This window comes from Mycobacterium hackensackense (genome assembly GCF_025822555.1).
In the GTDB taxonomy this organism is placed as follows: domain Bacteria; phylum Actinomycetota; class Actinomycetes; order Mycobacteriales; family Mycobacteriaceae; genus Mycobacterium; species Mycobacterium fluoranthenivorans.
Map to the genome: position 1 here is coordinate 214,295 of NZ_JACKUC010000034.1, position 25,461 is coordinate 239,755.

Annotated in this window: 26 protein-coding genes and 1 pseudogene; 14 read left to right on the forward strand and 13 right to left on the reverse strand. The window is 66.2% G+C overall.

The genetic code is table 11. The annotated features are described in order from the left end of the window. Positions 1-14: 14 nt before the first annotated feature. Entirely contained in the window at positions 15-698 is a 684-nt protein-coding gene (gene sigE, locus H7J86_RS27145) for an RNA polymerase sigma factor SigE (protein ID WP_372517342.1), read from the reverse strand. A gap of 258 nt (positions 699-956) precedes the next feature. Here sigE and H7J86_RS27150 point away from each other — a divergent pair, with 258 nt between their 5' ends. The 7 genes from H7J86_RS27150 (at position 957) to H7J86_RS27180 (ending at position 6,537) form a co-directional block, all read left to right on the forward strand. Next, positions 957-1,607, forward strand: a complete 651-nt coding sequence (locus H7J86_RS27150) for an O-methyltransferase (protein WP_267294774.1) — start codon at positions 957-959, stop codon at positions 1,605-1,607. Positions 1,608-1,750: 143 nt separating this feature from the next. Next, positions 1,751-2,410: a TetR/AcrR family transcriptional regulator gene (locus H7J86_RS27155; protein WP_267294776.1), complete on the forward strand. Its 660-nt coding sequence runs from the start codon at positions 1,751-1,753 to the stop codon at positions 2,408-2,410. Beyond that, entirely contained in the window at positions 2,410-3,303 is an 894-nt protein-coding gene (locus H7J86_RS27160) for an ABC transporter ATP-binding protein (protein WP_372517338.1), read from the forward strand. Before H7J86_RS27155 ends, H7J86_RS27160 begins: the two co-directional genes overlap by 1 nt. Before the next feature lie 29 nt (positions 3,304-3,332). After that, positions 3,333-4,958 (forward strand): ABC transporter permease, encoded by a 1,626-nt coding sequence (locus H7J86_RS27165; protein WP_267294917.1) that lies wholly within the window; start codon positions 3,333-3,335, stop codon positions 4,956-4,958. Between the two features lie 10 nt (positions 4,959-4,968). Beyond that, positions 4,969-5,643, forward strand: coding sequence for a methyltransferase family protein (locus H7J86_RS27170; RefSeq protein ID WP_267294778.1), 675 nt, complete (start codon positions 4,969-4,971; stop codon positions 5,641-5,643). Positions 5,644-5,683: 40 nt separating this feature from the next. Then, positions 5,684-5,881, forward strand: a complete 198-nt coding sequence (locus H7J86_RS27175) for a hypothetical protein (protein ID WP_139170239.1) — start codon at positions 5,684-5,686, stop codon at positions 5,879-5,881. 62 nt (positions 5,882-5,943) lie between these two features. Next, positions 5,944-6,537 carry a DUF4126 domain-containing protein gene (locus H7J86_RS27180; RefSeq protein ID WP_267294780.1) on the forward strand — a complete coding sequence of 198 codons (594 nt, stop codon included), beginning with the start codon at positions 5,944-5,946 and terminating at the stop codon, positions 6,535-6,537. Positions 6,538-6,552: 15 nt separating this feature from the next. Here the strand turns inward: H7J86_RS27180 and H7J86_RS27185 are convergent, their stop codons facing one another. Both H7J86_RS27185 and glgC read right to left on the reverse strand, forming a co-directional pair. Then, the gene (locus H7J86_RS27185) at positions 6,553-7,740 is read right to left on the reverse strand and encodes a diguanylate cyclase domain-containing protein (RefSeq protein WP_267294782.1); all 1,188 of its coding nucleotides are present in this window, start codon (positions 7,738-7,740) and stop codon (positions 6,553-6,555) included. Between the two features lie 41 nt (positions 7,741-7,781). Next, positions 7,782-8,996: a glucose-1-phosphate adenylyltransferase gene (glgC, locus tag H7J86_RS27190; protein ID WP_090363567.1), complete on the reverse strand. Its 1,215-nt coding sequence runs from the start codon at positions 8,994-8,996 to the stop codon at positions 7,782-7,784. A 142-nt stretch (positions 8,997-9,138) separates the two neighbouring features. On the opposite strand from glgC, the gene glgA reads away from it, so the two are divergent. After that, positions 9,139-10,341 (forward strand): glycogen synthase, encoded by a 1,203-nt coding sequence (gene glgA / locus H7J86_RS27195; RefSeq protein ID WP_267294919.1) that lies wholly within the window; start codon positions 9,139-9,141, stop codon positions 10,339-10,341. Positions 10,342-10,375: 34 nt separating this feature from the next. On the opposite strand, the gene H7J86_RS27200 is transcribed toward glgA, so the two are convergent. The 7 genes from H7J86_RS27200 to log form a co-directional block, all read right to left on the reverse strand. Next, entirely contained in the window at positions 10,376-10,543 is a 168-nt protein-coding gene (locus H7J86_RS27200; RefSeq protein WP_003406247.1) for a DUF3117 domain-containing protein, read from the reverse strand. A gap of 154 nt (positions 10,544-10,697) precedes the next feature. Beyond that, entirely contained in the window at positions 10,698-11,282 is a 585-nt protein-coding gene (locus tag H7J86_RS27205; RefSeq protein ID WP_187096597.1) for a DNA-3-methyladenine glycosylase I, read from the reverse strand. Beyond that, complete coding sequence (locus H7J86_RS27210) at positions 11,279-11,632, reverse strand: DivIVA domain-containing protein (RefSeq protein WP_090363564.1); 354 nt, start codon at positions 11,630-11,632, stop codon at positions 11,279-11,281. The genes H7J86_RS27205 and H7J86_RS27210 overlap by 4 nt, the downstream gene beginning before the upstream one ends. A gap of 57 nt (positions 11,633-11,689) precedes the next feature. After that, a complete protein-coding gene (locus H7J86_RS27215) occupies positions 11,690-12,631 on the reverse strand; it encodes a glucosyl-3-phosphoglycerate synthase (RefSeq protein WP_090363563.1) in 942 nt (313 codons plus the stop codon). After that, the gene (folP, locus tag H7J86_RS27220; protein WP_267294921.1) at positions 12,628-13,458 is read right to left on the reverse strand and encodes a dihydropteroate synthase; all 831 of its coding nucleotides are present in this window, start codon (positions 13,456-13,458) and stop codon (positions 12,628-12,630) included. The genes H7J86_RS27215 and folP overlap by 4 nt, the downstream gene beginning before the upstream one ends. Before the next feature lie 119 nt (positions 13,459-13,577). Further along, positions 13,578-15,350, reverse strand: coding sequence for a long-chain-acyl-CoA synthetase FadD6 (gene fadD6 / locus H7J86_RS27225; protein ID WP_090363560.1), 1,773 nt, complete (start codon positions 15,348-15,350; stop codon positions 13,578-13,580). 11 nt (positions 15,351-15,361) lie between these two features. Next, the gene (gene log / locus H7J86_RS27230; RefSeq protein ID WP_267294784.1) at positions 15,362-15,925 is read right to left on the reverse strand and encodes a cytokinin riboside 5'-monophosphate phosphoribohydrolase; all 564 of its coding nucleotides are present in this window, start codon (positions 15,923-15,925) and stop codon (positions 15,362-15,364) included. Positions 15,926-15,987: 62 nt separating this feature from the next. Here log and H7J86_RS27235 point away from each other — a divergent pair. The 4 genes and pseudogenes from H7J86_RS27235 to H7J86_RS33750 all read left to right on the forward strand — a co-directional run. After that, positions 15,988-17,145: pseudogene (locus H7J86_RS27235) on the forward strand (AAA family ATPase); the annotation flags it as partial. 9 nt (positions 17,146-17,154) lie between these two features. Beyond that, entirely contained in the window at positions 17,155-17,907 is a 753-nt protein-coding gene (locus tag H7J86_RS27240; protein ID WP_267294786.1) for a type VII secretion target, read from the forward strand. 321 nt (positions 17,908-18,228) lie between these two features. Then, positions 18,229-18,999 carry a hypothetical protein gene (locus tag H7J86_RS27245; protein WP_267294788.1) on the forward strand — a complete coding sequence of 257 codons (771 nt, stop codon included), beginning with the start codon at positions 18,229-18,231 and terminating at the stop codon, positions 18,997-18,999. Between the two features lie 134 nt (positions 19,000-19,133). Then, entirely contained in the window at positions 19,134-20,123 is a 990-nt protein-coding gene (locus H7J86_RS33750) for an ESX-1 system-associated protein (RefSeq protein ID WP_504928628.1), read from the forward strand. Positions 20,124-20,389: 266 nt separating this feature from the next. On the opposite strand, the gene H7J86_RS27250 is transcribed toward H7J86_RS33750, so the two are convergent. After that, the gene (locus H7J86_RS27250; RefSeq protein WP_267294790.1) at positions 20,390-20,659 is read right to left on the reverse strand and encodes a hypothetical protein; all 270 of its coding nucleotides are present in this window, start codon (positions 20,657-20,659) and stop codon (positions 20,390-20,392) included. Positions 20,660-21,213: 554 nt separating this feature from the next. Next, positions 21,214-21,576: a hypothetical protein gene (locus tag H7J86_RS27255; RefSeq protein ID WP_267294792.1), complete on the reverse strand. Its 363-nt coding sequence runs from the start codon at positions 21,574-21,576 to the stop codon at positions 21,214-21,216. 55 nt (positions 21,577-21,631) lie between these two features. On the opposite strand from H7J86_RS27255, the gene H7J86_RS27260 reads away from it, so the two are divergent. Both H7J86_RS27260 and H7J86_RS27265 read left to right on the forward strand, forming a co-directional pair. Beyond that, positions 21,632-22,462, forward strand: coding sequence for an EspK C-terminal domain-containing protein (locus tag H7J86_RS27260; RefSeq protein ID WP_267294794.1), 831 nt, complete (start codon positions 21,632-21,634; stop codon positions 22,460-22,462). A gap of 204 nt (positions 22,463-22,666) precedes the next feature. Continuing rightward, positions 22,667-23,635, forward strand: coding sequence for an ESX-1 system-associated protein (locus H7J86_RS27265; protein ID WP_267294796.1), 969 nt, complete (start codon positions 22,667-22,669; stop codon positions 23,633-23,635). A gap of 263 nt (positions 23,636-23,898) precedes the next feature. On the opposite strand, the gene H7J86_RS27270 is transcribed toward H7J86_RS27265, so the two are convergent. Then, positions 23,899-25,446, reverse strand: a complete 1,548-nt coding sequence (locus H7J86_RS27270; RefSeq protein ID WP_267294799.1) for an ABC-F family ATP-binding cassette domain-containing protein — start codon at positions 25,444-25,446, stop codon at positions 23,899-23,901. Positions 25,447-25,461: the final 15 nt, after the last annotated feature.

Consider the following 25,461-nt stretch of genomic DNA (forward strand, 5'->3'; position numbering starts at 1 on the left):
CACACCTACGACGCTCAGGCGGAGGTCGGCAGCGTGTCGGAGTGCTTGGCCAGATGCTCGCGCAGCGCCTGCCGTCCGCGGTGGATGCGGCTACGCACCGTGCCGAGCTTGACGCCCAGAGTGGCGCCGATCTCCTCGTAGGACAGGCCTTCGATATCGCACAGGACGACGGCCGCGCGGAACTCCGGCGGCAGCGAGTCCAGGGCCGCCTGCAGATCCGGGCCCAGCCGCGAATCATGGAAGATCTGCTCGGGGTTGGGATCCTCGGCGGGCACCCGGTCGTAGTCCTCGGGCAGCGCCTCCATGCGGATGCGGGTGCGGCGGCGCACCATGTCCAGGAACAGGTTCGTGGTGATGCGGTGCAGCCAGCCCTCGAACGTGCCCGGCTGGTAGTTCTGCACCGAACGGAACACCCGGATGAACGTCTCCTGGGTTAGATCCTCGGCGTCCTGCTGGTTACCCGACAGGCGGTAGGCGAGCCGGTAGACGCGGTCGGCATGCTGGCGAACGAGCTCGTCCCACGACGGCATGGCTGCTTTGTCGCCGGTGGCGTCGAACACCGCCGTTCCGGTCAGCTCCTCAGACGGCTCCACCCAATCGGCATCCGCGTACTGCTCCAGATGGGGCATCGAGACCGGGGTGGCCAGGCGCGTGGTGGTGTTCGTCAGATCCTCCGTATCGGTGGGGCAACCAGCCATTTCGGGCGATTGCTCGGTGCCTTTGGCAACGCGACCGTAGATATCGCTATTCCCCGAGTGCCAGCTCCCGCCGATGTTCATGCAAGTACCGTCGCTGACCGGTGTGAGGCAGGCATAGGAGAAAACTGATTAATTCCTGAGAAAGCTGGATACCCGTTACTTCACCAGGCAAAACCTGACGAAATTCGGTGTGATCCTGATTTCAGGGGCGGGCGTGTCGATGCGCGGGGCCGTGCGTCTTCGCTCTACGCTGCGGGCATGGCCACCACCGACGACGCCGCACAGCGTGCTCACGCGATCGTCTCGCACGCCGAGGGCTCGATCACGGAGGACAACGTCACCGCGGCGGCCCGGGAACGCGCCGTCGACAGCGGTGCCGGGGCCGTCACCCCGGCCGTCGGAGCCCTGCTCAGCGTGCTGGCCCGGCTGACCGGCGCGAAGGCGGTCGTCGAGGTCGGGACCGGGGCCGGCGTGAGCGGACTGTGGCTGCTGGCCGGCATGCGCGAGGACGGTGTCCTCACCACGATCGATATCGAGCCCGAATACCAGCGCCTGGCCAAGCAGGCCTTCGTCGAGGCCGGGGTGGGGCCGTCGCGCACCCGGCTGATTGCCGGTCGCGCTCAGGAAGTGCTGACCCGGCTGGCCGACGAGTCCTACGACCTGGTGTTCATCGATGCCGCGCCGACGGATCAGCCGCTCTACGTGGCCGAGGCCGTGCGGCTGCTGCGCCCGGGCGGGGCGGTCGTCGTGCACCGCGCCGCACTCGGCGGCCGTGCCGGCGATGCCACCGCCAACGATGCCGAGGTGAGCGCCGTACGTGAGGCGGCCCGGCTGATCGCCGAGGACGAACGCTTCACCCCGGTGCTCGTGCCGTTGGGCGACGGGCTGCTCGCCGCCGCGCGCGACTGACGTTCTCCGCACCCGCGAGATTGCGGTTGTTGCGTCCCCCTCTCGCACTTCTGCGCAGTAACGGCAATCTCGCGTGATCTTTACCAATTCCTGACGTACTCGCCTCTTGACCGAACACTAAACACGCGTTTAGCGTACTGAACATGCGTTCAGTCGATGATCTGACCGCGGCGGCCCGAATCCGCGACGCCGCGATCGACCAGTTTGGTCAACACGGCTTCGGCACCAGCGTGCGGGCCATCGCCACCGCGGCGGGCGTGAGCCCCGGCCTGGTGATCCATCACTTCGGGTCCAAGGACAAGCTGCGCCAGGCGTGCGACGACTACGTCGCCGAGTCGATCCTGGAAGCCAAGACCGAATCCATCCAGAGCACCGACCCGGCGAGCTGGTTCGCCCAGATGGCCGAGATCGAGTCGTTCGCGCCCGCGATGGCCTATCTGGTGCGCACCATGCAGAGCGGCGGCGAACTGTCGAACAAGTTGTGGCGCAGGATGCTCGACAACACCGAGCAGTACATGGAGGAGGGCGTTCGGGCCGGCACCGTCAAGCCGAGCCGAAACCCGAAGGCGCGCGCCAGATTCCTGGCCATGGCCGGCGGCGGCGCATTCCTGATGTATCTCCAACTGCACGAGAATCCGACCGACCTGCGGGCGGTTCTGCACGACTACGCCCAGGACATGGTGCTGCCGGCCCTCGAGGTCTACACCCAGGGCCTGCTCACCGACTCCACCATGTACGACGCGTTCGTCGCACAGGACGAACAGGGACTGCCCATCGCCACATCTCCGGAAGGAAGCCAATGATGACGCAGAACGCCATCGAAATACAGGGTCTGGTAAAGAGTTTCGGCGCCGCCCGCGCCCTGGACGGACTCGATCTCACCGTCGCCGCCGGAGAGGTGCACGGCTTCCTCGGCCCGAACGGGGCCGGTAAGTCCACCACCATCCGCACCTTGCTCGGCCTGGTCCGCGCAGATGGCGGCACCGTGCGGCTACTCGGTGGCGACCCGTGGGCCGACGCCGTCGAACTCCACCGCGATATCGCGTACGTGCCCGGCGATGTGACGCTCTGGCCGTCCCTCACCGGCGGCGAGACCATCGATCTACTGGCCCGGATGCGCGGCGATATCGACGCCGGCCGGCGTGCCGACCTGATCGAACGGTTCGCCCTGGACCCGACGAAGAAGGCCCGCACCTACTCGAAGGGCAACCGGCAGAAGGTCTCGCTGATCTCCGCGTTCGCCTCCCATGCCCGGCTGTTACTGCTCGACGAACCCAGCAGCGGTCTGGACCCCTTGATGGAGAACGTCTTTCAGCAGTGTGTGCGCGAGGCCAACCACCGCGGGACCACCGTGCTGCTGTCCAGCCACATCCTGGCCGAAACCGAGGCCCTGTGCGACCGGCTCACCATCATCCGGGCCGGGCGCACCGTGGAGACCGGCACGCTGGACTCGATGCGGCACCTGTCCCGCACCTCGATCACCGCCGAGATGATCGGCAATCCAGGCGATCTCAGCCGCATCCCGGGTGTCGAGGACATCAGCATCGACGGCACCACGCTGCGCGCGCAGGTCGACAGCGCGAGCATCGGTCAGGTGATCAAGGCGCTCGGCGATGCCGGAGTGCGCAGTCTGGTGAGTCAGCCGCCCACCCTGGAAGACCTTTTCCTGCAGCACTATGACGTGGTGCACTCATGAGCCGGCGAGAAGCCGAAGGCGGATCGCGCATGACCGTGGCCACACTGCACCGCGCGCCCGTCCGGTCCTCGAACTTCACCGGAACCTCAGGCCTGCTGCGCCTTTACCTGCGCCGGGACCGGGTGGCGCTGCCGCTGTGGGTGCTGTTGTTGTCCCTGCCGGTCGCCACCGTCTATGTCGGCAGCACCGAGACCGTGTACCCCACCGCCGCCGACCGTGCCGCGTTCGCCGCCACCATCATGGCCAGCCCCGCCCAGCGTGCGCTCTACGGCAACATCTACAACGAGTCGGTCGGCGCGGTGGGTGTCTGGAAAGCCGGGATGTTCCACCTGCTGATCGCCGTGGCGGCGATTCTCACCGTCATCCGGCACACCCGCGGTGACGAGGAGTCCGGCCGCACCGAACTGCTGGACTCCACCGCCGTCGGGCGCTACGCCGGGCTGACGGCGGCACTGCTGCTCACCGGTTCGGCGACGATCGTGACCGGCGTCCTGGCTGCCGTCGGCCTGCTCACCCTCGATATCCCACCGGCCGGCTCGGTCGCCTTCGGTATCACGTTGGCCGCTTCCGGTCTGGTGTTCACCGCCGTCGCAGCCGTCACCGCCCAGTTGTCATCGAGCGCCCGGTTCGCCCGTGGCGCAGCGTTTTCCGTCCTCGGCGCGGCCTTCACCCTGCGCGCGGTCGGCGATGCGTCGGGCCCCGAGGGCGGTCTGCTGAGTTGGTTGTCACCGCTGGGTTGGTCGCTGCAGGTGCGGCCGTTCGCCGGTGACCGATGGTGGATACTGCTGCTGCATCTGACGCTCGCGACCGTGCTCGTCGTCGTGGCCTATCGGCTGCTGGCGCGCCGCGACGTGGGCGCCGGACTGTTCGCCGAGCGCCCGGGCCCGGCCACGGCCGGGACCACCCTGAGCGGGCCGCTCGGATTGGCACTTCGTCTGGACCGCGGCGCCCTGCTGCTGTGGACCGTCGGCCTGTGCCTGTACGGCTTGATCATCGGCAGCGTGGTGCACGGGATCGCCGACGAGGTCGGCAACAGTGCGGTGGCGCGAGACGTCGTCGTACGACTGGGCGGAAGCTCCGCGATGGAGGAGGCGTTCGTCGCGGTGGCGTTCAGCATGCTCGCCATGATCGCGTCCGCGTTCGCGATATCGCTGACGCTGCGCTTGCCTCAGGAGGAGTCCGACCAGCACGCCGAGGCGGTGCTGTCCGGCTCGGTGAGCCGGACCCGTTGGCTGGCGAGCCATCTGCTGCCGGCTCTTCTCGGATCCGCCGGCGCCCTGCTGCTCGCGGGTGTGGTGGCAGGGGTGACCTATGGGGCGGCGGCCGGTGATATCGACGGCAAGCTCGGCGCCGTCCTCACCGCCGCAGCGGTGCAACTACCCGCGGTGTGGCTGCTCGTGGCCGTCACCGTCGCATTGTTCGGACTCGCACCGCGTTTCGCCCCGTTGGCCTGGGGTGTGCTGATCGGATTCATCGCGCTGTTCCTGCTCGGCTCGCTGTCGGGATTCCCGCAGCTGCTGCTCGACCTGGAGCCGTTCGCCCACATCCCGCGGCCCGGCGCCGTCACCGCCACCCCGCTGCTGTGGCTCCTGACGATCGACACGGCACTCATCGCCGTCGGGGTTGCCGCGTTCCGCCGTCGTGATCTGCGTTGAGGAGGGCGTCATGAAGGTGTTGTGGCAGGCCCTGGTCTCCGGATTCTTCGGCCTGGTGTTCTTCGGTGTGCTGTTGTTCGTGCCGGCGGGCACGTTGAACTATTGGCAGGCTTGGGTTTTCATCGCGGTATTCATGGCCACCACGCTGGTGCCGAATGTCTATCTCGCCGTGAAGAACCCGGCCACCCTGGCCCGGCGGATGCGCGGCGGTCCGACTGCCGAGACGCGGCCGGTGCAGAAGGTCATCATCACGGCGACATTCGCGTCCGTCGTGGTGATGACGGTGGTGAGCGCGCTGGATCACCGGTTCGGCTGGTCGCATGTGCCGACGGCGGTGGTCATCCTGGGCAATGTTCTGGTGGTGGTGGGACTGGTGCTGGCCCAGGCGGTCGTCCTGCAGAACAACTTCGCCGGGGCGAGTATCCGGGTCGAGGAGGCGCAGCCACTGGTCTCGACGGGCCTGTACGGGGCGGTGCGCCATCCCATGTACTCGGGAGCACTGATCATGATGTTCGGCACCCCGCTGGCCCTGGACTCCTACTGGGGTGTGCTCGTCACGGCCCTGGCGGTGCCGATCCTGGTGGTGCGGATCCTCGATGAGGAGTCCCTGCTGCGCACCGAACTGGCCGGCTACCCCGCATACATGGACGCCGTTCGCTATCGCCTGGTGCCCTATGTCTGGTGAGGAATATCTGGTGAGCGCCCCGCCGACCTAGGATCAGGTCATGCCCAGCCCGCACGCAATGCCATGTCCAGGTGCCGGCAAGAGCTGGACGGTCGACATGGCCGGAAACCCGGTCTGCCCGCGCTGCCGGTGCGCACTGAGCACCGTCGCAGGCAAGGGCCGCACCCCACGCAATACGCCGAAAGTCCCGCCGCACGACCGGCCGCGCAGCGACGACCACAAACGGCGGCGCACCTGAGCATCTGCCGAGTCCGCTTCGTAGTCCACTGAATCGGCCGGACCGGGCCCCATACTGACGGTGTGGAGCTGCTCACCGGATTCGGGCTGGCAACGGCCGCGGGGCTGAACGCCTACATCCCGCTGTTGGCGCTCGGTCTCTTGTCGCGGTTCACGGACCTGGTGAGCCTGCCGGCCGGCTGGTCCTGGCTGGAGAACGGCTGGGTACTGGCGATCGTCACGGTGCTGCTGGTGATCGAGGTCATCGCCGACAAGGTGCCGGCGCTCGACTCGGTCAACGACACCATCCAGACATTCGTGCGGCCCACGTCCGGCGGCATCGTCTTCGGCTCCGGCACTGCGGCACAGACCGCTGCAGTGACCGACCCCGGCACGCTCGCCGGTTCGGGTCAATGGGTGGCAGTGGTCATCGGTGTGGTCACCGCGCTGATCGTGTCGCTGACGAAATCGGCCGTGCGTCCGGTCGCCAACATCGGCTCGGCCGGGATGGCCGCCCCGGTGCTCAGTACCGCCGAGGATGTCGTCAGCGTCGGGCTGGTGTTCAGCGCCATCCTGGTGCCGGCGTTGGTTCTGGTGGCGTTGGTCGCGGTGGCTGTGGTGATCATCCAGGTGTGGCGGTGGCGACGCCGGCGCAAGAACGCCGCCGACATCCGCTGATTCACGCCCCGATGGTCACCGGGATTCGGCGATGCGATAACCGTTGCTCCCGCACGCCTTGGCCTCGTACATGGCGCGGTCCGCGGCACGCAGGATGTCCTCACCCCCGGCGATCGAACCCACCGCAGCGGCGATCCCGATGCTCAGGCCCACACTGCCGGACCAGTCGGCGATCGTCATCGGGGCGGAAGCCACTTCGATGACCCCTTGCGCCAGCACGACAGCCGAATCGAGCAGCGGCGGGTCGGCGACGTGGATGATGACGAACTCGTCGCCGCCCCGTCGCGCCACGGTATCCGCCGGGCCCACACACGACGCCAGCCGGCTGCCGATGGCCGCCAGCACCCGGTCCCCCACCTCGTGACCGAATGCGTCGTTGATCTGTTTGAAGCCGTCGAGATCGACGCAGAGCACCGCGAAGCCGTTACCGTCCCGCGCACGTTCGATCTGCGCGGTCAACCGCTCGTACAGCAGTGCACGATTCGGCAGTCCGGTCAGGCCGTCGTGATAGGCGTGGTGAACCAGCTCGGTCTCGAGCTCCTTGCGACGTGAGGTGTCCCGTACCGACACCACATAGCCGTCGCGCAGACCGGTGGCCGGGTCGTGGGTGACCTTGACGAAGGCTTCCAGCCACACCCAGGAGCCGTTCTTGTGACGCATCCGGTGTTCGGTGACGAAGCTGTCGAGGCGGCCGTCGTGCATGGCCAGCATCTGCCGTCCGAACCCCTCGACGTCGTCGGAATGGGTGATCTCGCTGGCGCGCTTGCCCACCAGCTCATGGGCCTCATAGCCGAGCAGCGTTCGGATCGAGGGTGACACGTATCTGCGGACCCCGTCGAGGCTGCCCCGGATGAGCGTGTCGGCCGAGTTCTCCGCCACCAGTCGATACAACGCGGTGTCGCTCTGCTGCTGCAGGTGCAGCGATGCCAACAGACCGAAGTCTTCGAGTTGCGCACGGAGCCCGGCGGTGAGGGCACGCGGGTGGGGATCGGTAACCCACAGCGCCCCGACCAGCTCAGCGCCGCGGTGTAACGGGACCGCGGCGACGAACCGGGCGTCCGGGAACACACTCATCGCCGGATGGGCGAGGACGCGCGCGTCCTCGATGAACAGCGGGGCACCCGAGGGCGGCCAGAGGGAACGAGGAATCGCGGTGTCGTCGCCACACACCAACGCATCCCGGCACTCCAGGGCAGCCCGCACGCTACGGCATATCGCGTCGAAGAACGGCGACTCCAAAGCCGTCAGATCCAGACGCCCTTGCCCACGGCGACGACTCCCCCGGAGCTGATCGAGAAACGCTCGCGGTCCTTGTCCAGGTCCACCCCGACCATCTCGCCCGGCCCGACGACGACGTTCTTGTCCAGGATCGCGCGACGGACCACGGCGCCGCGTCCGATCCGCACCCCGGGCATCAGCACGCTGCCCTCGACGATGGCGCCGTCATCGATGGCGACGTTGGACGACAGCACCGAATTACGCACCGAGGCCGCCGAAATGATGCTGCCCGCGCCGACGACGGACTCCTGGGCCGACCCACCGTTGACGAACTTCGCCGGGGCCAGGTTCTCCGAGCCGCCGCGGATCGGCCAGCGCTTGTTGTACAGGTTGAAGATGGGGTGCACCGACACCAGGTCCATATGGGCGTCGTAGAACGCATCCAGGGTGCCGACGTCACGCCAATAGCCGTGGTCACGCTCGGTGGCTCCGGGCACCTCGTTGTCATTGAAGTCGTAGACCGCGGCCATCCCGTCGGACACCAGGCGCGGGATGATGTCGCCGCCCATGTCGTGATCGGAGTGGTCGTCCTCGGCATCGGCGCGGATGGCGTCGATCAGCACCTTGGTGGTGAAGATGTAATTGCCCATCGACACGAAGGTCTGCTCCGGGTCGTCCGGCGTGCCCGGCGGGTCGGCCGGTTTCTCCACGAACTCGCGGATGCGCCCCGACTCGTCGGCGTCGATGCAACCGAAGGCCGACGCTTCCGCACGCGGGACCCGGATGCCGGCGACGGTGGCACCCGCACCGCTTTCGATGTGGAAGCGCAGCATCTGCTCGGGATCCATCCGATAGATGTGGTCGGCGCCGAACACGACCACATAGTCGGGATCCTCGTCGTAGATGAGGTTCAGCGATTGCAGGATCGCGTCGCCGGAGCCCGTGTACCACCGGGGCCCGAGCCGTTGCTGGGCGGGCACGGGGGTGATGTACTCACCGGCCAGCCCGGACAACCGCCAGTTCTGCGATATATGACGGTCAAGTGAATGCGACTTGTATTGCGTGAGAACACAAATCCGCAGGAACCTTGCGTTGACCAGGTTGGAGAGTACGAAATCGATGAGCCGGTACGAGCCACCGAAGGGCACCGCCGGTTTGGCCCGGTCGGCTGTCAACGGGTATAGCCGTTTCCCCTCTCCGCCCGCCAGGACGATGCCCAGCACGTGTGGCGCTTCCCTCATGCTTGTCAACCTATCGGCGATATTGCACTAGGGCCAGCCAATCGCCCCCATTTGATGCATGTCGGTCAAGACAATTCGTTATTCCCCAAAAACGTTGACCGCAATCATGCGCGCCGAACGGCGGCCCACTACCGTGCACACCATGCGGGTGGCGATGATGACACGGGAGTATCCACCTGAGGTGTACGGCGGCGCCGGCGTACACGTCACCGAACTCGTCACCCAACTCAGACACCTGTGCGAGGTCGATGTGCACTGCATGGGTGCACCGCGCGACACCGCGATCGTGGCGCAGCCCGACCCGGCGCTCGCGTCGGCCAATGCGGCGCTGTCGACGCTGTCGGCGGATCTGGTGATGGCGAACAACGCCGGTCTACCCGGACAGGCTGCGACGGTCGTGCATTCGCACACCTGGTACACCGGGATGGCCGGGCATCTGGCCGCACTGCTGCACGGCGTCCCGCACGTGCTGACGGCGCACTCGCTGGAACCGTTGCGACCATGGAAGGCCGAACAGCTCGGGGGCGGCTACCGGGTGTCGTCCTGGGTGGAGAAGACCGCGATCGAGGCCGCCGACGCGGTGATCGCCGTCAGCTCCGGGATGCGTAACGATGTGCTGGCCACCTACCCGGCGCTGGATCCCAGCCGGGTGCACGTGGTGCGCAACGGGATCGACACGACGGTTTGGTACCCGGTCGCGAGCGTAGGGAGCGGTTCCGCCGGAGCGCCCGACCCGGAGGGGTCGGTGCTGGCCGAACTCGGGGTCGACCTGTCCAAGCCGATCGTCGCGTTCGTCGGCCGCATCACCCGGCAGAAGGGCGTTGCCCATCTGGTCGCCGCGGCCCACGACTTCGCCCCGGACGTACAACTGGTGTTATGTGCCGGCGCGCCGGACACGCCGGAGATCGCCGCCGAGATCAGTGCCGCTGTCCAGGAACTCGCCGCCAGCCGGACCGGGGTGTTCTGGGTACGCGAGATGCTGCCGATCGGCAAGATCCGCGAAATACTCTCCGCGGCATCGGTTTTTGTCTGCCCGTCGGTGTACGAGCCACTGGGCATCGTGAACCTCGAAGCGATGGCATGCGCGACGGCTGTGGTGGCCTCCGACGTGGGCGGCATTCCCGAGGTGGTCGCCGACCACCGCACCGGCCTGCTGGTGCACTACGACCCCCAGGACACCGCATTCTTCGAGCGGCGACTCGCCGACGCGGTCAACACACTGGTCGCCGACCCCAAGCGGGCACACGACTATGGCGCCGCGGGACGGCAGCGGTGTATCGAGGAGTTCTCCTGGGCTCACATCGCCGAGCAGACCCTGGAGATCTACCGCAAGGTGCAGCGCTGAACCCTCGGGGTCAGCGCCGCGGCCTGGCGGGGGTCTAGCTGGTCACGCCTTTGAGTTCGTCGCCCAGGGCGGCGGCCTCATCCGGGGTGAGTTCGACGACCAGTCGACCACCACCCTCCAGTGGTACTCGCATCACGATGCCGCGCCCCTCTTTGGTCGCTTCCAGTGGACCGTCACCGGTCCGGGGCTTCATCGCCGCCATCGTGTGCTCCCTCCGCGTGAGCCGGCCCGCGTGGGCGGACCCGTTCATGGCCGGCAGCAGCCGGCCCAAGTTTGGTACTGAACTCACCCTATTGTTCCCTATCCAACCGCGTCGGTGTGAAAAGACCCGGCGATGGCACCAGACCGAGACCAGTTCAGGTGGCTGTGGACACCCAGCAGGAGGCGATGTGGTCGTCCACCATGCCGGTCGCCTGCATCAGTGCGTAGGCCGTCGTCGGCCCGACGAACCGGAACCCGCGGCGCTTGAGTTCCTTGGCCATTGCCTTGGACTCGGGGGTGACGGCGGGCACCGAGGACATGTCCGCGGGCCGGGTGCGCGACTCCGGCGCAAACGACCACAGCAGATCGGCGAACTCGATATCGAGGTCGGCGACCGCCCGGGCGTTGGCGATGGTCGCCTCGATCTTGGCTCGGTTACGCACGATCCCCTCGTCGGTCAGCAGACGCTCGACATCGCGTTCGGTGAAGCGGGCCACCTTCGCCACGTCGAACTTCTTGAACGCTCGGCGGAAGTTGTCCCGCTTGCGCAAGATGACCAGCCAGGACAGCCCGCTTTGGAAGGCCTCCAAGCTGACCCTTTCGAACAGCGCGGCCGAATCACGTACCGGCTGCCCCCATTCGGTGTCGTGATACTCGCGGTAGAGCACCGAGTCGGGCTTGGAATCCGTTGGCGCCCAGCCACACCGAATGCGACCGTCCTCGTGGGGCAGATCGCTCATGATTCCTCGGCGCGGGCGTGCGCCGCCTCATGCTCGGCAGGTTCGCGCTCCTCGGCGATTCCGTACGCGGCCCGGACCGCGGCCAACTCGCCGCGCACCAGATCGAGTTCGGCACCCAACCGCTCCAGCACCCAGTCGACCTCACTGGTCTTGTAGCCACGGAAGGTCTGCGTCAGCTTGACCGCGTCGACGTCGGCGCCGGTCACCCCCGACGCCGGCAGCACGGTCGCGGTGGTGCCCCGCGGAAGCGGCGGCAGCGATTCACCGCGACCGAACAGCACACTGCCCAGGGCAAACAACACCACGCCGACGAGGACGAGCACGACCAGGTACAGCAGGATCAGGGTCACGCCTCGATTTTGCCCTAACACACCGACAACCTCGCCGCGGCGGGCGCGACTCAGAGATCAGGGGCGCAGCGTGTTCATCGGCGGCCTGTCCTCCAGGGACACCGAGGACGTGCGGGCCGTGTAGTCGTCGCCGTCGGCGAAGAACTGGGTCAGCCCCACACCGGAGTCCGGGATGCCGCAGCGCGACAACAGGGTGGCGATCACCTGCCGGCTCATCGCGGCGAGCTCGGTGAGCGGGCGGTTGCGGTGGGTGCGCACCCCCAGATTGACCTGAGCGATGGCGTCCAGGCCCAGCTTGTCGTAGGTGTCGACCAGCAGGCCGATCTCCACCCCGTAGCCCGGCGCGAACGGCACCGAGGTCAGCAGCTCGCGGGTGCCGGCGTACTCGCCGCCCAGTGGCTGCAGCAGGCACGTCAGCTCCGGGCGCAACGCGGCCAGCAGCGGCCGGGCGACCAGCTCGGTGACACGGCCGCCGCCGTTGGCGTCCTCGGCGCCGCTGACCTTGAGGGGGCGCCGGTAGAAGCCCTTGACCAGGTGTACCCCGTCGGCGGTGAGCAGTGGCCCCAGCAGCTTGGGCACGAACATCGGGTCGGGATCGATCAGGTCGGAGTCGACGAACGCGATGATGTCGCCGGTGGCAGCGGCCAGCGAGCGCCACAGCACCTCACCCTTGCCCGGCTGCGGTTCCACCTCCGGCAGCGCGGTTTCCCGGCTGATCACCCGCGCTCCCGCGGCGACGGCCCGGATCTCGGTGTCGTCGGTGGACCCGGAGTCCAGCACGATCAGCTCGTCGATCAACCCGCCCAACAGCGGGGCGATGGTCTCGACCACCGAGCCGACGGTGTCCTCCTCGTTCAGAGCCGGTAGCACCACCGAAACCGTGCGGCCGGCTTTGGCGGCCTCCAGTTCGGCGATCGTCCACATGGGTCGACTCCAGCTGTGATCGGTGAGCCATTGGTGGCCGGTGATTCCGGTGGCCAGGTCGGGCGTCAAGGTCATGCCAGTCCCCTCACGGTCCGCGTCGGTGGACGCTCCCCTTTGATCGACGCGACCATTTCCAGTACGCGCCGAGTGGGTCCCACCTCATGCACCCGGAACATCGCGGCACCGTCGGCGGCCGCCAGGGCGGTCGCTGCCAGTGTGCCCTCCAGGCGCTCTGTGAGGCCCACACCCAGAGTCTCCCCGACAAAATCCTTGTTACTCAGGGCCATCAGGACCGGCCATCCCGTATTTACAAGATCTTTTACCTGGCGCAACAAACTAAGGCCGTGGTAAGTGTTTTTGCCGAAATCGTGCGTCGGATCGATCAGAATCGCGTCTTTTGCGACGCCGACGGCCACCGCGTGTTCGGCCGCCGCGGTCACCTCGGCGATCACCGCGTCCACGACGCCGCGCTCACTGATGCCGTAGTTCACCCGGAACGGCCTGGTCCGCGGCGTCGCGCCGCCGGTGTGCGAGCACACCAACCCCGCGCCGAACTCCGCGGCGACCTCCGGCAGGCCGGGGTCCGCGCCGGCCCAGGTGTCGTTGATGAGGTCCGCTCCGGCCGCGCAGGCCTGCTTGGCGACGCTGGCCCGCCAGGTGTCGACGCTGATCAATTGATTCGGGTACGCGCCGCGCAGCCATTCGATGAACGGCACGACGCGGGCGATCTCCTCGTCGGCGTCGACGGTGCTGCCGGGGCCCGCTTTCACCCCACCCACATCGATGACGTCGGCACCGTCGGAGATGACGCGATGCGCCGCGTCTTTCGCCGCCTGGTCGTCGAAGGTGGCCCCGCGGTCGTAGAAGGAGTCCGGGGTGCGGTTGACGATGGCCATGATCATGGCCCGGTCGCCGGCGACCGGTCTGCCGAGAAACGTCGACTGCACGTCACCAGGCTAGCGTTCGGCGATTTCGGCGCGCTCGCGTCCGCTGGGCGAACGTCAGCGCGCCGAAATCGTCACTACTTGGGGCGTTTGCCGTCCCTCACCTCGTCGGTGTAGCCGTCGTAGAACGGCACATAGCCTTCGTCGCGGCCGGCCAGGACGTAGATCGGGTCGGTGATATCGGGACCGTAGCCCTGCTTGCGCAGCTCGACCTTCTGGCTCTTGAACGTCGAGGTGTGCGCGAGTTCCTTGACCAGACGCGCGAACAGCGGCACCGCGTAGGACGGCAGGTTCGCGTACGCGGCCTTGGCCAGGGCGGCGCCGTCGAACTCAGCACCCTCCTTGAGCTGCACCGCGACCATGCCGGCGCGCCCACCGCAGCCGGGCACCTCCACGCCGAACACCGTCGCCTCCTCGATCTGCGCGTCGGCGGAGATCGCGGCTTCCACCTGGGTGGTCGCCACGTTCTCGCCCTTCCAGCGGAACGTGTCACCGAGCCGGTCGGCGAACGCGGCGTGGCCGAAGCCCTGAGACCGCATCAGGTCACCGGTGTTGAACCAGACGTCGCCGTCCTTGAAGGCATCGCGGACCAGCTTCTTCTCGCTGGCCGACTTATCGGTGTAGCCGTCGAACGGCTGCAGGCTGGACACCTTGCTCAGCAGCAGACCCGGCTGGCCGCGCTTGACCTTCCGAAGTCGGCCATCGGAGCCGCGGGCGGGCTCGCCGGTGTCCAGGTCGTATTCGACGAACGCGACCGGGCTGGGGCAGATGCCGGTGGTCTTGTCGACGTTGAAGACGTTGACGAACGCGGTGTTGCCTTCACTCGCGGCGTAGAACTCGCACACCCGCGGGATGCCGAACCGCTCGGTGAACTGGTCCCAGATGGCCGGGCGCAGCCCGTTGCCGCCGATGACGCGGATCTTGTGCGCCCGGTCGGTCGGCTTCGGCGGCTGGTTGAGCAGGTAGCCGCAGATCTCGCCGATGTAGACGAACGAGGTGGCGTCGTAGCGGATGACGTCATCCCAGAACCGCGACGCCGAGAAGGACTTGCCCAGGGCGAGGGCCGCGCCGGCGTTGATCGCCGATCCGGTGGCCACCGTCAGCGCGTTGTTGTGATAGAGCGGCAGGCAGCAGTACAGGGTGTCACTGCTGTTCAGGCGCAGTCCGAGACCACCGAAACCGGCGAGGGCCCGCAGCCAGCGGTAGTGGGTCATCACGCTGGCCTTGGGCAGACCCGTGGTGCCCGAGGTGAAGATGTAGAAGGCCTTGTCCTTGGCCAGCACCGCGGAGGTGATGGCCGGGTTGGTGGTGGGCGCGGTGAGTGACAGCTGCCGCAGGTCGTCGATGGTCAGCAGGCCCTCGGGCTCGGCGCCGCTCTCCCCGATCGGGTCGATGAGATCGTTCTCGGCGACGACGGCCTTCGCGTTGAGCAGGCCGAAGCTGTGTGCCAGCACGTTGCCGCGCTGGTGGTAGTTGAGCATGCCGGCGACCGCACCGCATTTGACGGTGGCCAGCATCAGCAGCACCGCGTCCGGTGAGTTGCGCAGCATGATCCCGACGACGTCGCCGTGCCCCACGCCCTTGGCGGCCAGCACGGCGGCATACCGGTTGACGGTCTCGTTGGCCTGCCGGTAGGTGATCTGCTGGTCCTCGAATTTGAGGAAGACCTTGTCTGCGTATTGGGCGGCGCGGTCCTGGAAAACTTTGCCGATGGACGTCTTGGCCGTCGGCCGCGCACCGAACCCGGTCACCAGCCCGCGCACGATGGCGGGGGCGTCGGCCAAAAATCCTGGTAGCTGCGTGGCGATGTCAAGCAGTCCGACGCTGGTGCGGGATGTGTCGTCACTCATGAGCGTCAACCCTAGTGAGGGATCTCACCGGGAGCACATGCGGCCATCGCCGCATCGACGTTGTTAACCACGACCAGGCGGTCCAGGGCGGTGGCGCCCACGTATCCGGTGTCGACCAGGCTGCGCAGCCAGGTGAGCAGGCCGTCATAGTGGCCGAGCGGATCCAGCATGACGATCGGCTTGTGGTGCATGCCGAGATAGCCAGCAGTCCACGCCTCGAAAAATTCTTCGAGTGTGCCGATACCGCCGGGCAGGGCGATGAACGCGTCCGCCCGGTCCTCCATGACCTGTTTGCGCTCCCGCATGGTGTCGGTGACGATCAGCTCGTCCGCCTCGACGTCGGCGAGTTCCCGGTGCACCAGCGCCTTGGGGATGACGCCGATGGTGCGGCCGTTGTGCTGGCGCGCGGCGTCGGCCACCGCCCCCATGGCCGAGACGTTGCCCCCGCCAGAGACCAGCGTCCAGCCGCGGTCGGCGATCGCATGCCCCACGTCGGAGGCGAGTTTGAGCAGTTCCGGGTGCTTAGGGCCGGAGGCGCAGTACACGCACACCGCCCAGGAAGGGGTTTCGGCCACGAGGCAAAACGTTACCGACGGTCCGGCGTCCGCCCTACACTGCGGCTGTGCCCGATGGTCCCGCCGACTCTTTGACGGAGCGATTGGAGCGGGCTCAGGTGCTCGCCTGGCAGGGCCGCGGGCGGGACGCCGACGAGGTGCTCGCAGCGGTGGACCCCAGCACGTTGAGCGAAACCGACCTGATGGCCTGGGCGCTGCCGCGGGCGGCGAACCAGTTCTGGATGCTCAATGAGCCCGAGCGGGCGACGGCGTTCCTGCGGGCGCTGCGCGGACGGGTGTCCGCCGATGCGACGGTGGATGCACTGCTGGGCACGTTCGCGATGAACGCCGGGGATCTGCATCGAGCGCGGGAGCTGTCGGCGTCGGTGCTGGCCTCCGCCACCGCCACCGATCAGGCGGTCGGTTGGGCCGCGTCGGCCGCGGCGCTGGCGCATGCGCGGATGGGTGAATTCGGGCCGGTCGACGAGTTGGCGAATCGTGCTGTCGCGGCCGGGCATCCCGGACTGCTGCGCTACACCTCCGGCTACGGGCAGGTCCTTGCAGCCGTGTTCCGCGGTGACCTGGACCGGGCCGAGTCACTGGCTCATGAGTTGCGCGCCGAGACGGGACCGGGCCACGCGATCGGGCAATTGTTGATCGCAGAAGTGTCCACCTTTCGTGGCGATCTGGATGACGCCGTCGGTTTGTTACGTTCCGCTGCAGACAGTTTGGCGCCGACCGGCTATTCGTGGACCCCGCTGGCCTGGATGTTGTTGGCGCAGACTCTCGGTCAGCAAGGTTCGACGGTGGCCGCGGCAAAAGCCTTGGGGCGGGCGGAATCCCGACACGGATTGAAGTCGATGCTGTTTGCCCCGGAGCTTGCCCTGGCCCGGGCCTGGACCTGCTGGGCGCGCAAGGATTCCCTCGGCGCGGTCGGGGCGGCCAGGGAGGCTTTCCGTGCGGCCGAACGTAGCGGGCAGTCCGCCGTGGCGTTGCGCGCCGTGCACGATGCGGTGCGGTGCGGCGACGCCCGGGCGGTGTCGTCCCTTGACGGCCTGCCGGTTGAATGCGTCTTCGCGCGGGTGACGGCGTCGCACGCGCGCGCGTTGGCCGCGCACGACGCGATCGGGCTGGCCGCGGTGGCCGAGGAGTGGCAGCAACTCGGGTTCGGCGCGGCCGCGGCCGACGCGGCACGTCAGGTCGAGGAATTGGTGCCCGACCACGGTGAAGCACCCCAATAGGATTGGCAGATGACCACGGACCCGTTTGATGTCCAGACGGACGGGGTGTTGCATTTCTCGCAGGCTCACTCCGACGTCGCTGCGGGTTTGTCCGGGCTGGGCGATGCGGACGGAAACGGTGTCGAGACCAGCCATGGGCCCATCGCGTCGGCGGTGAGCACCGCATTGGCCGGCGTGCTGAACGGTCGGCAGGACAGCTTCGGGGTGACATCGGCGACCGCCAGCACCATTTCGGATCTGCTGCAGAAGGCGGCCCAGGCGTACGCCCGCGGCGACGAAGAGGGTGCCGAACGGTTCAATGCCGCGGCGGACGTGTTGGAGGGCAAGGACTCCCGCGGCCGAGGCGGTAGTTCCGCGGCCGCCGGACCTGCGGGCGCCGCCTCTGGGGGCGCCGGCGCAGACATGATGGGCCAGATGGGGCAGGTGCTGGGTCAGGTCGGTCAGCAGGTGGGGCAGATGGCGCAGTCGATTGCCCAGCCGCTGCAAGGCCTCGCCCAAGGGTTGCAGCAGATTCCGCAACAGATCATGCAGGGTGTGCAGCAGGCATCGCAGGCAGCCTCGGGTGTGGGTGGCCTTCCCGAGGACAAGGATGAGAAGGACGCCCGTCGCCCGGCGGACAAGCCCAAAGACGATCGCGAAAAGGATCGTGACGAATCCGAGCCGCATGCCGAGCCCGGGTTGTCGACGCCGTCCGAACGTGCGCCGGTGGAGACTCCCGCCCCGAAGCAACGTCCTGCGGCCACTCATCCGCAGGCAGATTGAGCATTGCCACTGCAATAGATGCTCTCCGGTGTTCAGCAGGAGCTTCGGCAGAGGCACAGACGTCTCAGCAAACGCATCGCGTTTAACGCAGACGATCCTCGTCGCTTCGTATGACTAACCAATGCGGCGCGTCACGTTGTGGCAGCAACTTGGTGACGGCCAGGACCGCTCCCAAATATCCGCACTTCCACCATTTCAGCGTTGGGTAGGGTTTTAGCTGAGGTATGCGGAGGGGATTGTCGATGCTGGTTGAGCCCATGGGGCCACACCGAGCCGCGGGGGTTTCGGGGGGCTGCGCCACGGCCGAGGAATCGGGCGGTCATGGCGCCTGAAAACCTGAAGGTCGATACGACTGCGTTGTCCCGCGCGGGGGATAACTTCCTGACTGCGTCCAATGCCATCCCGCAGGCGCCGGCGGGCTACACACCCAGCGGGTCCGATCCCCTGTCGATGGCGATCGCGGCCGTGGCCCCGCAGTTTCTGGCCCCGATCGTCTCTGGGTTGCCGCTGTTGAAGGCCGAGACCAATCAGTTCGCACAGAACATCAAGACTGTCGCCGAGCGCTACGCAACGACGGATGCGCAGTTGCACAGCAAGCTCTCGTCGCAGGTTGGTGGTTCCGGCAGCGGTGGTGGCACTGGTGGAGGTGGTGGTGCCGCGAGCGCCGCATCCGGAGTGGCTGCCGGTGCGGGCGGGTCGGCAGCCGGTGCGGCGTCCCAGGGCGCCGGTCAGCTCGGCCAGATGATGCAGATCCCGATGCAGATCGCGAGCCAGGCAGCGCAGGTTCCCCAGCAGGTGATGGGAATGGCGGGGTCGTTGCCGCAGACCGCGATGCAAGGCGTGCAGCAGGTCGCCGAACAGGTCAGCCAGGTCGCAGGCAAGGTCGGCGGTTCCGAGAAGCCGGACGACAAGCCGGAGGAAGAAAAGGACCGCGAGGGTAGGCACCGGCGCGAAAAGTCTGAGGAGGAATCCGCCGAGCCCGCCGCCGGTGCAGCGCCGGGGGTCACCCCGTCCGAACGGGCACCCGACGCCGTCCGCGGGGATGCCCACCGTCATGCGTCATCGCGCCAATCGCCGGAGAGTGTTCTGTGACTCAGCCTCCCCCACCACCCAGCGGTCCCTGGGGTCCTCCCGGCCCGGGCGGATACCCCGGCAGTGCGCCAGGCCCGCAGTGGAATCCCCAGCAGGGATGGCCGCAGACACCGCCGCCGGCGCCCAAGCGCGGCATGGCGAAATGGATCATCGGCGCAGTGGCCCTAGTCGCAGTCATCACGGTAACCGCCGTCGTCGCCGTGTCCTGCACAAAGAGCAGCGGCGGTTCCGACAAACCAACCGCCGCGCCCACGACCAGCGGTACACCGACATCAGACTTCGCGAGTGCGAACGACACCGGACCGGTCTCGGTGATCACCGAGGATCCGTCGTGCGCGCCGTGGGTGCCTATTAACAACACCTGGGCAGACGTATCTGACCAAGGGTGGGCGCGGCGAGATCCGGAACAACCCGCAGTTACTTGGGACCCTGAGCTAAGAGCCCAATACCAAGCAATCGGTCGTGCGCTGCGCGATGCGGCAGACCAGACCACAGCACTCCTGAGACTGACTCCGCATCGAGTCATGCGGGAACTGTATGAACAGTTCATCGCGTATGCACGAGCCTACGCAGATCGCATTCCGACATATGTCCCGAGGGATAATCAACTTGCACTTACAGCAGTGGGCGCAGCGACCGTGGTTTCAGATATATGCCAATCGATTACCTATGGCTCGGCGCCTGCACGGGCACCTCTTCTACCCCCGGCGCCTAAGCCTACGGCATTAGCTCCGATTAGCGACCCGTCGAATCCGACACGGTTCTTGAATAAGCCAAATTCTGCTTGCAGCGACTGGACAAACGCCACCTCTGACTTTCGAACAAAAACTGCCGACTGGGCCAATATCGATGCCAATCTCTCGGCAAGTCAGTGGACACCCGAACAGCGTGCCTCATACGAGGATGTTGCGCCAGTCATGCAGGCTTCGGCCGACACTTTAGAGAGAATTGGGAGGACTTCAAACAATCCCATATTTGAAGACATTGCAATGCTCGCAGCCCAATACCGACGAGCCTTTGCTCAATCGATATCAACGTATACCGCCGCTGACGGTCATCTATATGATGTTTCGTTACATTCGACGGGCATAATCCTCGGTGCGTGCGACGCACTTGCGGAGTAGCGATGGCTGTTCCACGACCTAACGGGCCGTACGTCGACCGATTACTCAACCCAGGTGGCTGGCCGACCGCGGACGAGGATGGCCTTTACGCGTCTGCTAGCGAGTGTGTGCGCGCGCTGCAGCGACTGACATTCGATGCACTCGATCCGTGGGCTCATGAACGAGATGCGACGTTTGAGGGCGGTGTATGGATTGGAGGTGCAGCGAACGCTGCGAACCGCGGAGCGACCGAATGCACCTCAAAGTTAGTGGACCAGCAGAACCACCTAGTCGCCGCAGCCACTTGGAATAGCCATGTTGGCGGCATGGTCGAGCAAGCCAAGAACACAATCACAGAGAATGTCCACGAAGCGCAACGCCTGATATCCAAGATCGAATCCTCGACAGATCCCGCGGTGAATGCTGATGATAAGAAAACCGCGATCGATAATGTCGTGAACGTCTTCCACACTTTGAACGAGGGGGTTGTGGCTGGCACGAGCGCGCAAATCCCGACGCTCAACGGATGGAAACCTCCGCTCGATGCGCTGAAACAACTGCTAAGCCAGAAGCTGCCAACGCCTACGACTCCGCCGCTAACAGCCAGCCCAAACGCGAATCCAGATTCACAACCTCCGGAGGCCCGGCCGGATCCTCAGCACGTCACCGGACGCGGTGCTGAACGTCCCTCTGCGCCGCAACACACTTCGCAGTTCGAAAACAGACCAGCCGCAGACACTGGAGCAGGAAACAAGGAATGGGCGGATCGCACCGACCCGACCGCCTCGCACCCCTCGAAGCTCGGATCATCCCCATCGGAGACTTCCGAACAGCTGGGTGGGACGACGCTGGATCCGCGCACAACGGGACCAACTGTGCAGGCACCGAACCAGCTTCCGACAGCTCCACCACCACCACGCCCCGTTGCCGGCCAGCCCCCGGTGATGCCCTCTCCGCCGTCAAGTCAACCCGTCCCCGGCTCTACGCCCAGCGGCGGACAGCCAGCCCTCCCCGTCACCAGCGGCGGCACCCCAGCCGGTCCCGGCGGATCCCCGACCTCGCCTCTGTCCTCCACCACCGGTACCGGAAGTCCCAGCGGCCCGACCACCCCTCAGACCAGCCAAGGCGCCCAGGGCCCGCAGGGCGCGCAAGCGCCTAAGCCCGACTCACTCAGCGGCGCAACGGGTCCCAAGCCCACTGGCATGCAGGCACCGGTCCAGCCGCCGTCTGCTCCGCTGGGCGGCGCGACACCCGCCACCCCATTCTCCCCGCCCGCCGCGCCGATCGAGCAGACCGCCACCAGTTCGCCGACGGCACCCGCCGCCACGCATCCCACTGTGCCCGGCGGCAATGTCGCGCCGCCGTCCGCGCCCTCGTCCGCACCGGCCTCGCCGACTCCTCCGATGCCACTGGGCGCACCTGCCACCCCACCACCGGCCGCACCGGTACCACCCACAGCAGGACCACCGGTCATTCCCGCAGCGACATCATCCGCCCAAGGCGGAGGTGCCGCAGCAGCTCCGATTCCCGTGTCCGCGGCCCGCGCCGAACGCGATCTGGTAGCCGCATCCGCTGCGGCCGGCGCGCTGAAGCGCAAGACCGGTGGAAGCGACCCCTTGAGCGTGACTCGCCGCATAGGCGCCGCCCTCAATGCACCAGATATGGCGCGCCCCAATGACATCGGCTTCTTCTGGCTCGTCGCTCTCACCGCCGACGATACGATCATCGTCGCCAATAGCTACGGCATCGCCTACATTCCCGACGGCGTGAACCTTCCCGAGCAGGTCAAGATGGTCAGCGCCGACGCCGCCATCCCCGCTGCTGAACGTGGCCGCTGGGCCACCTATCCCGTTGCCGCACTGACTGCTTGGGCCCAAGCACACGAAACGACACTGCGCGCGGTGGTCGGCACCACGACCCACCTCGAAGGTATCGACCCCGGTGCGCACAAGATCCTTCTCGATGACGACGACATCCCGCCGAGCGGAAAGATGACCGGCCGCGACCGACTACAGGTCATCTTTCCGGACGCCGCAACCAAACTCGCCGCCGTCAAGGATCCAGATCTCATCGCCCAACTCCCACCAGCACAAGCAGACAGCGCACCTCCTGCCAACGAGACATTCACGCTGTGGTTCGACGTGATGAAACCTTTGATGAGCGCGGCCAGTGGACGAGAGATCGCTCACCTGAACGCCTTTGCGCTCTACGCCGCACACTCCGCGGACCTCGCGCTCTACCGCGCCCACAATGCCGCCGAAGCCGCCGAGCAGCGAGCAGCCATTGCCGATTGGCTCTACTGGCTACACCAGTACGACCTGCTCACCGAAGCCCAGGCTGACGTCACTGCGAAGGCTTAAGGAGCCGAGCCACTCAATCCACGTATCTCGATGTCAGGAGAGTGTTCTGTGACTCAGCCTCCCCCACCACCCAGCGGTCCCTGGGGTCCTCCCGGTGGCTACCCCGGCGGTGCGCCAGGCCCGCAGTGGAATCCCCAACAAGGATGGCCGCAGACACCGCCACCCGCACCCAAGCGCGGTTTGGCGAAATGGATCATCGGCGCAGTGGCCCTGGTCGCAGTCATCGCGGTAACCGCCGTCGTCGCTGCGTCCTGCACAAAGAGCAGCGGCGGGTCAGACAAACCAACCGCCGCGCCCACGACCAGCGGTACACCGACATCAGATTTCGCGAGTGCGAACGACACCGGGCCCGTGTCGGTGATCACCGAGGATCCGTCATGTGCGCCATGGCTTCCCATTAACAACACGCTGGCTGACGCAGAAGGTGAATGGGTAAACCGAGATGCCTCCATCCCCGCGTCCGCTTGGGGCCCGGAGCTCCGTGCGCAATACACAACGGCGGCACGGGCCATTCGTAACGCGGCTGATCAAACTGCGGCACTCGTCAAAGTCACCAACCATCGGGTCGTCCGTGAACTTTATGAGCAGTTCATTGCGTACTCACGTGCGTACGTCGAGAGAATTGCTACGTACACGCCGCCGGACGATAACCTCGCATTGGCCTCGATAGCGGCAGCAACCGTACTTACTCATATTTGCCAAGCTATTACGAATGGTGCGGCCGCAGCACGAGGCCCGCTCGTTGCTTCAATCGAACCGCCGGATTCGCCAAACCCGCCCGACGACCCCGCACATCCGGAACGCTTCCTTCTTAAACATGACTCTGCTTGCGACGATTGGAAATCGTCCGTCGATAATTTCGGGTCGAACCCAGCGGTTGTCGCGTGGGTAAAGACTGACGCCAGCATCCCCGCGAGCCAGTGGCCTCCTGAACAACAAGCTGCGAACGACGCGGTGTCGCCGGTGATGACCGCACTCGCTGATGAATTGCAACAGATGGGCAACCGCAGCGACAACGCAACCTTCCAAGATATAGCCGCACTGTCTGGCCAATACCAGCGTGCCTACGTGAAATCAATGCCAACCTACAGCAAGGCAGATGAGAATCTGTATGGAGTGGCCCGCATTTCACAAGGGGTAATTATCAGTGCATGCAATTCAGCGACTCGTTGATCAATGGGACGGCCAAGGCCCGTAGGTCCTTATGTCGATCGTCTTGTAGAGCCTGAGGGTCGGCCAACCATCGATGAAAATCAATGTATTACAAGTGCAAGAAACTGTATTCAGACCCTGCAACATCTTACGTTCAAGAGTCTCACTTCTTGGAATCAAGCGCGCCCACAATGCCGCCGAAACCGCGGACCAACAAGCAGCCATTGCCGACTGGCCCTACTGGCTACACCAGTACGACCTGCCCACCGAAGCCCAGGCCGACGTCACCGCGAGGGCGTAAGGGTCCCAGCTTCCAACACCAACCTCCGCTGCACCGCGATACTGTCCAGGAACCGCCCGTCGTGGCTGACCACGACGAACGCACCGCGGTAGGCGTTCAACGCGGACTCCAATTGCCCGACGCTGACCAGGTCGAGGTTGTTGGTCGGTTCATCGAGCAGCAGCAGCTGCGGCGCAGGTTCGGCGAACAGCACGCACGCCAGTGTTGCCCGCAATCGTTCACCTCCGGACAGTGCGCTAACCGGCAGATCCACCATGTCACCGCGGAACAGGAACTGCGCCAAGAGATGACGCCGCCGCGTCACCGACATCGCCGGTGCAAAAGCCGTCAACGACTCCAAGACCGTCGACGACGGATCCAGCAGATCCAGGCGCTGCGACAAATAGGCGACCGGCACCTGAGCGCCCGCCACCACCAATCTCAACAGCGTCGATTTCCCGGATCCGTTCGGGCCCGTCAGCGCAATCCGCTCGGGACCACGGATATCCAACGACACCCCGTCAAAGACTGCAGATCGTAACCCGCACTCCGAGAACAGCACCCGACCGGCAGGTACCTCCGTCGCGGGCAGATCCAGCGCCAGCACATCGTCATCACGCACCGCCCGCTCAGCTTCATCCAGCCGTGACCGCGCACCGTCCACCCGTCGACTATGCACATCGTCCGAACGCCCTGCCGACTCTTCGGCATTGCGTTTGCGCTTTCCGGCCAGGATTTTCGGCAGCCCCGCATCCTTGGCGTTGCGCGCGGCGTTCGACGCTCGCCGGTCCGCGCGCTCGCGCGCCTCCTGCATCTGGCGTTTCTCCCGCTTGAGCAGCTGCTCGGCGTTGCGCAGGTTACCCTCAGCCACCCGCTGCGCGTCAGCGACAGCCGTCTCGTAGGCAGTGAATCCGCCGCCGAACATCGACACCTCACCGGCGCGCAACTCGGCGATCGCGTCCATCCGGTCCAACAGCTCACGATCATGACTGACGACGACCAGCACGCCACCGAACCCGTCCAACGAAGCGTAAAGCCGTTGCCGTGCTGAGGAATCCAGATTGTTGGTCGGCTCGTCGAGCAGCAGCACGTCCGGGCGCTTCAATAGCTGAGCAGCCAGCCCGAGCGATACCACCTGCCCACCCGACAGCGTGCTCAGCGGACGGTCCAATTCGAGATCCCCCACCTGCGCCCGCAACCGTTCCTCGATATCCCAGTCGTCGCCGATCGCGGCGAATACCGCCTCGCTGGCATCGCCGGCAGCCAAGGCATCGAGTGCCGCCAAAATCGTGGTGACGCCCAGGACATCGGCCACCGAATGATCAGCCAGGAACGGCAACTCCTGGGGCAGATAGCCCACCACACCATCGACGGCAACCGAGCCCGACGTGGGTCGCAACACTCCCGCGATCAGACGCAGCAGCGTGCTCTTACCGGCCCCGTTGGGCGCAACCAGCCCAGTACGGCCTTCCCCAACCGAGAAGGACAGATCGGTGAACACCGGAGTGCCATCGGGCCAGCCGAACGAAAGATGAGAACAGACAATTGACATGCGCGAACTCCAAAG